Origin of the sequence: Streptomyces sp. NPDC048604 (genome assembly GCF_043199435.1) — a bacterium.
In the GTDB taxonomy this organism is placed as follows: Bacteria; Actinomycetota; Actinomycetes; order Streptomycetales; family Streptomycetaceae; genus Streptomyces.
In genome coordinates, this window is the sequence record NZ_JBICVX010000041.1 from 1 (window position 1) to 1,471 (window position 1,471).

The following is a 1,471-nucleotide window of genomic DNA, read 5'->3' on the forward strand; positions in this document are numbered from 1 at the left end:
ATTTGATTGTACGTTTGGCTAATGTGGTGACATTTGATAATCGTACAATTTATGATTCATTACAAGATAATGAATTGTTTTTAATAATCGATTTATACAATCAATGATGGCAGTCTTATGAGGTTTCTCATTAGGCTGCTTTCTTAGTTTGTAGTAATAATCGACGACATGATTGTCATAATGATGCTGCCCTCTTATTATATTCATAATCACCCAAAATAAAAGTTTTCTCGCTTTTTTATTACCACGCTTGTTGATGGTATCTCTACAGTGTGTATGACCTGATTGATATCGTTTGATATCAATGCCAACAAAAGCATTGAGTTGTTTATTTGATTTAAATCGCTTAATATCACCAATCTCCCCAATAATCATAGCTGTGCTTAGCTTACCAATACCAGGTATCGAATGAATATTTTCAAAATAATCGAGTTGTTGTGCTAATTGAATCATGGCATCATCTAATTGTTTGAGATGATGAATAGATTGTTTTAATTGTTGAATAAGTAAGCGTAATTTTTCGACTAGAAAGGAATGTCTATCGACATTAGGATAGCTTTCTTGAGCAATCACCCTTAATTGAAGTGCATATTTTGTAGCTTTATCCATTGACATTCCCTTATCTGTAGAATTGAATATATGTGTAATCAGTACCTCCTTGTCGATATCAAGAACCATGTCTGGATGAGTAAAGATTTCTGCGATGTTGAGTGCAATGATTGAATATCGACTACTAAACAATCTTTCTAAACCAGGGAATGTTTGATGGAGTAATTCAAGGATCTGAAATTTAAGTCGATTTTGTTCATTCTCGATTTCTAGATGAAAACGGACGCGTTCTCTTAATTCAAAGAATATTAACTCATGTATAGGTAAGCTGTCTGTTTGTTTAAGCGTCGGTCCTAAACAAGCAAGCTTATGAGCATCTGCCTGATCAGTTTTCCATGATCTTAGAGCGCTCGTTTTAAATTTGGCTTCTAACGGATTCATTTGAATATAGTTAATTTGATTTACACAACAAAATCGTTCCATACCTCTTGAATAGATACCTGTAGATTCAAAAATGAGTTGTGGGTGGTCTAAGTCATTCAAATACTTGAGTAAATAATTGTAACCATTTTTATTATTTTGGATGAAAAACTCTTTTTGGAATTTTCCATTTTTATAATGTGCAACTACACTACTTCTTTTACTAATATCAACACCTAAGTAATCGATAAAAAAACCTCCTTTGAATAATTGAGAAGCTAAAAACTTTACTTAACCTTTCTCATTTCATTTTCCTATACACGGTTTCAAGAACCCAACATACTACAAACGAATTTCAAAAGGCGAGAGTAAAGCTGACTTGTTTTTTATACGGATTTAAAATCCAAGAGTCTGGACAGTCTACTTCTCTCTATAACTATAAAAAATAGCTATGAAAAAATCTATCGTCATAGATTTCTTCATAGCTAATCTTAGTATGTTT

General features: G+C 32.2%; 1 protein-coding gene. It reads right to left on the reverse strand.

What is annotated here, in order from left to right; genetic code table 11:
• Nucleotides 1–18: 18 nt before the first annotated feature.
• Entirely contained in the window at nucleotides 19–1,218 is a 1,200-nt protein-coding gene (locus tag ACGFMM_RS35745) for an IS110-like element ISSep2 family transposase (protein ID WP_393650660.1), read from the reverse strand.
• Between the last annotated feature and the right edge of the window lie 253 nt (nucleotides 1,219–1,471).